Source organism: Sphaerochaeta sp. UBA5836 (assembly GCF_002432845.1).
Taxonomy (GTDB): domain Bacteria; phylum Spirochaetota; class Spirochaetia; order Sphaerochaetales; family Sphaerochaetaceae; genus Sphaerochaeta.
On the sequence record NZ_DJGW01000032.1, the window covers coordinates 1 to 8,240 of the forward strand.

Here is an 8,240-nt window from a genome sequence, read left to right on the forward strand (position 1 = left end):
CGCAACAAGGCACAGGTTGAGGCGCTCCAGGCCCTGGTGGGCCGCTACGGCTTCGACCTGGACTTCGAGCGCGATGTACTGCCTCTCTCCCGTTACAGCGAGGGAGGATCGGTAACCGAGCGGCACATTCTGTATGCCATGGCCGTCCAGAGCATACAGATGTTCGGCAAAGGGGAGAAGCTGGTCCGGTTTCTGACTTCCTCGCTTGGCCTCGGTCTTCCTTCCAAGCTGCAGTCGCTGCTGCTCGATGAGGGCAATCCCCACTATGCGTACGATCTGCTCGGAATCTACAAGAGCAACTTCCTTCCCCGTTTCTTCATCCAACCGGGCAGAGATGAGTGCATGGATGTACGCAAGGTGGTCGATTTTTCCAACAGCATCGGAGCCATTGCCGCCTATGCTTACCTTGGGGATATCGCCGAGAGCGTGACCGGCGACAAGAAGGCCGAGCAGTTTGAGGACTCCTTTCTTGTCGAGCTGATGGATTTGCTGGTGGATATCGGCTTTCCTGCCGTCACCTATATGCCGCCGCGCAATACGACGGAGCAGATGCTGCGCCTGCAGGCCCTTGCCAAAGAGCGGGGCTTGATGGAGATCAGCGGTGTGGACATCAACTCCAGCCGGCAGAGCATGAATTGCCCCGAGCTGCTTGAGCCCAATGCACGCCACCTGATCGACTCTGCCTGGGCTCTGGTCGCCCATGAGAAACTTTGCAGCGTCGATGCAAAGCTGGGGTTGTTTCATCCGGACAACCCCCTTGCCGGGAAAAGCCTGCAAACCAGGCTTGAGCACTACGCCCGGTTGGGACGGTCGATGGATTGTTCCAACCCCTACTCGATCATCGAGAAATTCCAGGAGAAGGCATGACGACGTTTACATCCAATCCGGCCAATGAAATTGCACCACTGCTCAGGGGATTGACCTTTGATGGTCAGAAAGGCCTGTTTGTGCACCAAACAACCGGCAGGCAGCCTTCGTTGCTTCTTCCTTCGCTGAAGGAAGGCTCTTCGGTTGAAGAGACTGCTTCTCTTTGGAAGCGCTTGCTTTCAGCCTATACAGAAGAACGCCGACTCTATCCCGCGGTTGTCGCCATCGAGGGCCTGGATCTGCAATACGGACTGGGCACCAACTATGACGAAGCCGCCCGTGCAGAGGGCGTGAGCGCCCTTCCCACCCTTGCACCTTCCCAAAGCCGCGCTGATGTGGTGCGGGACAAGATCGCCCTGGTGACCGGTGGTGCCCAAGGATTCGGCGAGGGCATGGTGCGCTCACTCGTAGAGATGGGAGCCTTTGTATATATCGCCGACATGAACGGAGAAGGGGCGAAGAAGCTCGCCGATGAGCTCAACTATGAAGCCTGCATCACCGTAGCCAAGCCGATTACGGTGAATGTGACCGATGAGGCATCGGTTGCACAGATGATGGACGAGGTAGCCAGGCAGACCGGAGGACTGGACCTGTTCATCTCCAATGCCGGGGTGCTTCGGGCAGGATCGGTCAAGTCGATGCCGCTGAAGGACTTTCAGTTCGTCACCAACGTAGATTATACAGGCTTTTTCATTTGCACCAAGTTTGCTTCACAGCAGATGGCTCTGCAGAACCTTCCTTCCAAAGCCTACTACACCGATATCATCGCCATCTCCAGCAAATCGGGCCTCCAAGGGTCGAACAAGAACGGAGCGTATGCAGGGGCGAAATTCGGCACCATCGGCCTGACACAGAGCTTTGCCCTGGAATTGGTCGAGGACAACATCAAGGTGAATGCCGTATGCCCGGGCAATTTCCTTGACGGTCCGCTTTGGTCGGACCCCGAGAAGGGCTTGTTTGTACAATACCTCAATGCCGGCAAGGTCCCCGGGGCCAAGACGGTTATGGATGTAAGACGGTTCTATGAATCGAAGGTCCCGATGAATCGCGGTTGCAGGACCGACGATGTCATGAAGGCGATCCTCTACATAGTCGAACAGACCTACGAGACAGGCCAGGCGGTCCCGGTGACCGGCGGCCAGGTCATGCTGAATTAGGAGACAGACATGAAAACACGTGCCATCCGACTCTATGGAGTCAATGATCTCAGGCTCGAAGAGTTCGAACTTCCTCCGATTGCAGAGGATGAGATACTTGCAAAAGTCATTACGAACAGTATCTGCATGAGCGACCACAAGGCCGCCGAGCAGGGACCCAACCATAAGAGAATTCCCAAGGATATTGATAAGAATCCAATCATGCTCGGCCATGAGTTCTGCGGCGAGATCGTAGAAGTAGGAAAAAAGTGGCAAGCCAAGTTCAAGGTTGGCTCCCGATTCTCCATCCAACCGGCTCTCAATTACAAGGGGACCCTCGATGCCCCGGGCTACTCCTTCCGCTACATCGGAGGTGATGCAACCTATGTGATCATCCCTCATCAGGTGATGGAGCTCGACTGCCTGCTTCCCTATGACGGGGATGCCTTCTTTTTGGGAAGCCTTGCCGAGCCGGTCAGTTGTGTCGTGGGCACCTTCCATGCAATGTATCACACCACCGGCGGCAGCTATGTCCACCAGATGGGGATCGTGGAAGGCGGCAACCTTGCCATACTGGCCGGTGTTGGTCCTATGGGACTTTCGGCCATCGACTATGCCCTGCACAACACATACCGCAAGCCCGGACGTCTGGTGGTCACCGATATCGATGATGCCAGGCTCAAGCGGGCGGCAAGCCTGTACAGCGTCGAGGATGCCAAGGCCAATGGAGTTGAGCTGATCTATCTCAATACCAAGGAATACAGCGATCCGGTTGCCAAGTTGATGGAGCTTACCGATAAAAAGGGCTATGACGATGTGTTGGTGATGGCACCGGTAAGGGCCTTGGTCGAGCAGGCTGACGCCATCCTTGGCAAGGATGGATGCCTGAACTTCTTTGCAGGTCCGAACAAGACCGATTTCACAGCCAGCCTGAATTTTTACAATGTCCACTATGCCTCCACCCACATCGTGGGAACCAGCGGCGGCAATACCGATGATATGCGCGAATCGTTGATGCTGATGGAGAAGGGCTTGATCAATCCCTCGGCCATGGTCACCCATATCGGAGGCCTTTCTGCAGTACCCGAGGCGGTGATCAACCTGCCCAACATCCCCGGCGGCAAGAAAATGATGTACACCCATCTGGACTTCCCCTTGGTGGCGCTCTCAGAACTTGCCGAGCTTGGCAGGACCAACCCGGTCTTCGCCGAACTTGCCAAGTTGGTCGATAAGCACAACGGGCTGTGGTCGGCTGAGGCCGAGGCCTATCTGCTTGAGCATTACACCAAACGCATCAAGGAGTGAGGATGAACAAGCATATTGCCATCGACTTGGGAGCTTCAAACGGTCGGGTTCTGGTTGGGGACCTGATAGAGTTTGAGGTGGTACACCGGTTTGTGACCCACAATGACCAGATTCTTGGATCGTTCTATTGGAACCTCCAAAGTCTGTTCAGTGAGATCAAGACGGGGTTGAAGAAAGCCTTCGCACAGTACCCGAACCAGATCACCTCCATAGGCATCGACACCTGGGGCGTCGACTATGTCCTCACCGATGAGACCGGTGGTCTGGTTTCGTTGTGCTATCACTATCGTGACAGCCGCACCGACGGCATGATCGAGAAGGTTTCCTCCCGCCTCGGCGGCAGGATGCGCATCTACGAACGGACAGGCATCGCCTTCCAGCCGTTCAACACCTTGTATCAGCTTGCCGCCATGCAGCAGGACAGGCCTGATGCACTGAAAGCCGCCCGCCACTATCTGTCGGTGCCCGACCTGCTGGCGTATTGGTTATGCTCTGTCATGAAGAACGAACGGACCCATGCTTCGACGACCCAGCTCTATGATCCGAGGACCGGCGATTGGGCCTGGGACATCATCGATGACATGCAGTTCGACCGATCGCTGTTTGGCCGGATAGTGGACAGCGGCACCATTCTCGGTCCCTTGACCGAGGATGTAGCTCACGAAGTCGGTGCCTCCAAGGGCGTGGTGGTCATCGCCAGCGCCGCCCACGACACGGCAAGTGCGGTGGCTGCGGTTCCGGCTGCCAAGGGCGAGACACCGCTTTACATCTCCAGCGGGACGTGGTCGCTTCTGGGAGTGGAGCTTGCCGCCCCGCGTACCGACCGAACCGCCTTGGAAAGCGGCTTCACCAATGAGATTGCAGCCAGCGGGAATGTTCGGTTTTTGAAGAACATCATGGGTATGTGGATTCAGCAGGAGTGTGTCAGGCACTGGGAGCGTGAGGAAGGAAAGCCGATCAGCTGGAAGGACCTTGATGAGCAGACGTTGCTCTGCCAGGGCTACCAGGGGTATATCGACCCGGCGGACGGGCGCTTTCTCAAGCCGAACACCTACGACAACCTGATGATCGAACGGATCAATGGTTGGTGTGATGAACACAACCTGGCCCGTCCCTCCTCAAAAGGCGAGTACATGGTGGCGATCTACCGCGGTCTTGCCCGTGCCTACCAGAAGGCGATCAAGGATTTGGAGGAGGTCATCAAGACCAAGTTCACCTCCTTGTACATCATCGGGGGAGGGTGCAAGAACGAGATTCTCGACCAGTGGACCGCTACGTTGACCGGCCTTACGGTGTACGCCGGGCCGGTGGAAGCCACCGCCTTGGGCAACTTGGTTGTCCAGGCATGGGCTACCGGAGAACTGTCCGACTTGCAGGAAGGTCGTGACAGGATTCGGTCGGAGCAGAAGGTGAAGGTCTTCCTTCCCTGAGTCCTCTTTTTGTACGTGTATGCCGGCTTCTTCAGGGGAGCCGGCTTATATCTGTACGTGGTCTTCGCGCAATGTGATAAGCGACTTCAATTCAGATGGCGATAGTTCGGTCACCCATGTCTCTCCCTTTGCCACCACATCTTCCACCAAGGCTGCCTTATCCTGAAGCATCTCATTGATTTTCTCCTCAAAGGTACCTTCGGTGATCAAACGGTGGACGGTCACCTGCTTGTCCTGTCCAATACGGAATGCACGGTCGGTTGCTTGGTTCTCCACTGCAGGATTCCACCACAAGTCGTAATGAATTACATGGCTTGCTGCCGTCAGGTTGAGCCCGGTGCCACCGGCACGGATGGAAAGGATCATCAGAACGGTATTCGGGTCGTTTTGGAATGAATCCACCATTGCTTTACGTTGTGCGAGAGAGGATCCTCCGTGGAGGAAAGGGCTTTCGATGTTCAATTCGGTCTTCAGGATTTCCTGAAGCAGAAAGCCCATCCGGGCATATTGGGTGAAAATCAATACCTTCTCCGAGCGACAGAGAATGGACCGGAGCAGACCTAGCAGGATTTGTGTCTTGCCTGAAGCTTCGCTTTCATGGCTGCTTTCTTCAATATACAGGGCTGGATGGCAGCAGACCTGCTTCAGTGCGGTTAACAGAGCGAATATCGCTCCCTTTTGGGCTATGCCGTCCTTCTGTTCAAGCCGCTGCTGGGTCTGTTCTACAATTTGTTGGTACAGGATTTTCTGCTCGAGTGTCAAGTTTGCATAACAGTCGGTTACGAGTTTTTCCGGCAGGTCGTTGATGATCGATTTGTCGGTTTTCATCCGTCTAAGCATCAAGGGGGATGTGATGGCTCTGAAGGTCTGTAGTGCGGTGGTGTCATGGTATCGTTCAATCGGGATGGAAAACTGCTGTCTGAAGCTTGATTGGCTGCCGAGGTAGCCCTTCATAACCACATCAAGAATGCTGTAGAAATCATCCAGACGGTTTTCTACCGGCGTGCCCGTAAGCGCCAGGGACCAGTCGCTATTGATTGCGCTGACAGCTTGGGTTTGGCTTGTCTGGCGGTTTTTGATATTCTGAGCCTCATCCAGAACCAGGACTGAAAACCTGCGTTTGGAGAAGGTTTCTACATCCCTGCGCAGTGTTGCATACGTAGTGATGTGGATGAGTGCCTGTCCCGGCTCGCTGCGGCCCTCCCCATGATGGACATACGATGTCAGAATGGGGGCAAAGTGAGAGATTTCATGCAACCAGTTGGAGATGAGCGATGCGGGGACGATGATTAGGGCCGGTTTTTTCACAGTGATGATACCCGCTTGTGCCAAGTAGACAAGGAGACTTATCACCTGAATTGTTTTCCCAAGACCCATATCATCAGCCAGGATGGATCCCAATCCGAGACGATGGTTGTGCACCAACCACTGATACCCCCTCATCTGATAGGGTCTGAGCTCAGCATTGAGGCCTTGCGGGACTGTTGCATGCTCGACTTGGAGCAACGATGCGAACATGGTGCGGACAGACTCATCGGTGATGACAGGCTGCCCTGCATATTCTCCCGCCAGGTGGGCCTTGAGCAGGTCGATGGCCGAGAGGTTCGGCTGTTTTGCCATGGACTTGCTGATCCTGTTCATCTCCTTTTCATCAAGTTGGATATATTGGTCCCTGAAGCGGACATATCTTCGTCCTGCTTCCATCATCTGCTTGAGGGTTTCTGTGTCACAGATCTCCTCGCCGGCACAAACCGTCCAAGAGAGATTGAGCAATTGTTTTAGGGAGAGCAGACTCTTCACTTGTTCAATCGATGAACTGCTTATACGAATCGAAAGAGTGGGAGTGAGTACTTTTTTCAATGTCTTGGGGATGACGAGTATCACTCCCAAGGTTTTAAGGACCGGGAGAACGGAAAACCAGGTTTGGAGAAAGGAATCTCCCTGCACGAGAGTGGAACCGGAACCTTGGAGTGCTTCATCTACTGCCGGTAGGTACGTTCCAAGCAGACTTATATCTCTGAGAAGCGCTGAAGGCTCCTCCGAAGAAGCCAGGAAAGAGCTTAACGACACGGGAAGGGCTCTCTCATGCTGTACTTGTATCTCGCACAAATACTGCTCATGATTCTGCTCGGTAAGGCATATCACCGGATGGTATGAGCCCGATGCAAGGAACAGTCTCCCCAACCAATTGCTGATGGCTGAAGGGTTGCCACGTTGGGAAAATTTCATGGGTTGGTAGGGTGTGTTGGAAAAAAAGCTTGCATGTTCTGCGCTATAGGATGTGTCTGCTTCCGGCAGCAACAATCGCATGTAGGTTGTTGCAAAGAGCGAGACCAACTGCAGTATCTGTTCTGTTCTTGCAAGTGCGGTTTTTCCTAGGAAAATCATGGGCTCCCCACCCAGCACTTTCGCTATGCTGTCAGTAATCGAGCGAATCTCAGGATTGAAAATCGTTGGTATCCATCGGATGCAATACGTGTCGGCTTTGATGGATAAAATCTGGGGAACGAGGGCTCGTTTCTCCAAGAGGGCAAGGGTGAAGTTGTGGGTAAGCAACAGCACCTGCAACGCCGGGGGGAATTGCTCCACCGTGCTCAAGGGCAGTGATTGCAGATACGTAAGCAGGCCATCCATATCTTCGATACTGAAACATAGTTTGTTCCGGCCTTCCGAAAGGCATCCGCTGTACTGATGCTGCTTGTAGGTGATCGTGCAATGTGAATAGAGATACTGGGGAGGTTGTTCGGGGAAGGTGAGATTTGTAACGAAGGTTGTTGCAGCTTTTGCAATAGCTTTGATGAAACTCAAAAAATCATGGCGGAAATCGCGGTCGGGGCAGAACAGGGGATTGGGTGGCAGTGCTTGCTCGAATGTCTGCAGCATATCAGGCACCTGATGAAAATCAAGTTGCAGCATATCGGTGGCCGGCCTTTCATCTTTTGGTTCAGTCAAGGATTGAAAACTCGGGATGGATTCAACGAACGTCTGCTTCTTGTCAAGCAGTTCCTTTTTAAGATCCAGACCGTGCAGGCGGAATATGAGGAATGGGTCTTTGTCGATTTCATTGGCCAGGAGGTAGATTACTGCTGCCAGATGCTTGCAGGGTACGGCCCAATCGGGGCAGCTGCACTGCATGGACAAGTCTTTCCATGAAGAGGGGAATAGTTGAATTTTTTCGTTATTGCAGACTTGAAGCAGTTGCTTGGGGAGAAAGCCTGCATGCAACTGGCTGAGATAATAGGGGTTGCTTCGTATCAATGCTATGAGTTTTGTCTTCTCAAAGGTGCCGAATTGATTTGCCTTAAGCACAACTTTGTAAGGGGTGTTTCGGCTGCCCTGCACTGAAGCAGAAACCAAAGGCTCTTCGATGATGATTTTTTTTACCGAGCCGTTGCGGGCGTACCGCATGCCTCTGGCGAGCCGGTTTGAGTAGTCTATATGATGCAAGGCGTCCAGCCACCGTTCGCCCCACCATGTATTTCCAAATGTTGAATAAGCCATA

4 protein-coding genes and 1 pseudogene are annotated in these 8,240 nt (G+C 53.8%); 4 read left to right on the plus strand and 1 reads right to left on the minus strand.

Translation table 11 applies throughout. The features are described 5' to 3' along the window. The 4 genes and pseudogenes from B3F49_RS02635 to B3F49_RS02650 form a co-directional block, all read left to right on the plus strand. Positions 1 to 867: pseudogene (locus B3F49_RS02635) on the plus strand (PHP domain-containing protein); the annotation flags it as partial. Continuing rightward, positions 864 to 2,024, plus strand: coding sequence for an SDR family NAD(P)-dependent oxidoreductase (locus tag B3F49_RS02640; protein WP_293891797.1), 1,161 nt, complete (start codon positions 864 to 866; stop codon positions 2,022 to 2,024). The pseudogene B3F49_RS02635 and the gene B3F49_RS02640, both read left to right, overlap by 4 nt. A gap of 9 nt (positions 2,025 to 2,033) precedes the next feature. Continuing rightward, a complete protein-coding gene (locus B3F49_RS02645) occupies positions 2,034 to 3,308 on the plus strand; it encodes a zinc-binding dehydrogenase (RefSeq protein WP_293908852.1) in 1,275 nt (424 codons plus the stop codon). A 2-nt stretch (positions 3,309 to 3,310) separates the two neighbouring features. Next, on the plus strand, positions 3,311 to 4,738 hold the full coding sequence (locus tag B3F49_RS02650) for a rhamnulokinase (protein ID WP_293908854.1): 1,428 nt from the start codon (positions 3,311 to 3,313) through the stop codon (positions 4,736 to 4,738). A 45-nt stretch (positions 4,739 to 4,783) separates the two neighbouring features. Here the strand turns inward: B3F49_RS02650 and B3F49_RS02655 are convergent. Next, on the minus strand, positions 4,784 to 8,240 hold a 3,457-nt coding region (locus B3F49_RS02655; protein WP_293908856.1), incomplete at its 5' end, for an SNF2-related protein.

Excerpts from the sequence above, each read along its gene's own strand:
- B3F49_RS02650 (WP_293908854.1), top strand. The coding sequence starts at position 3,311 with ATGAACAAGCATATTGCCATCGACTTGGGAGCTTCAAACGGTCGGGTT.
- B3F49_RS02645 (WP_293908852.1), top strand. The coding sequence starts at position 2,034 with ATGAAAACACGTGCCATCCGACTCTATGGAGTCAATGATCTCAGGCTC.
- B3F49_RS02640 (WP_293891797.1), top strand. The coding sequence starts at position 864 with ATGACGACGTTTACATCCAATCCGGCCAATGAAATTGCACCACTGCTC.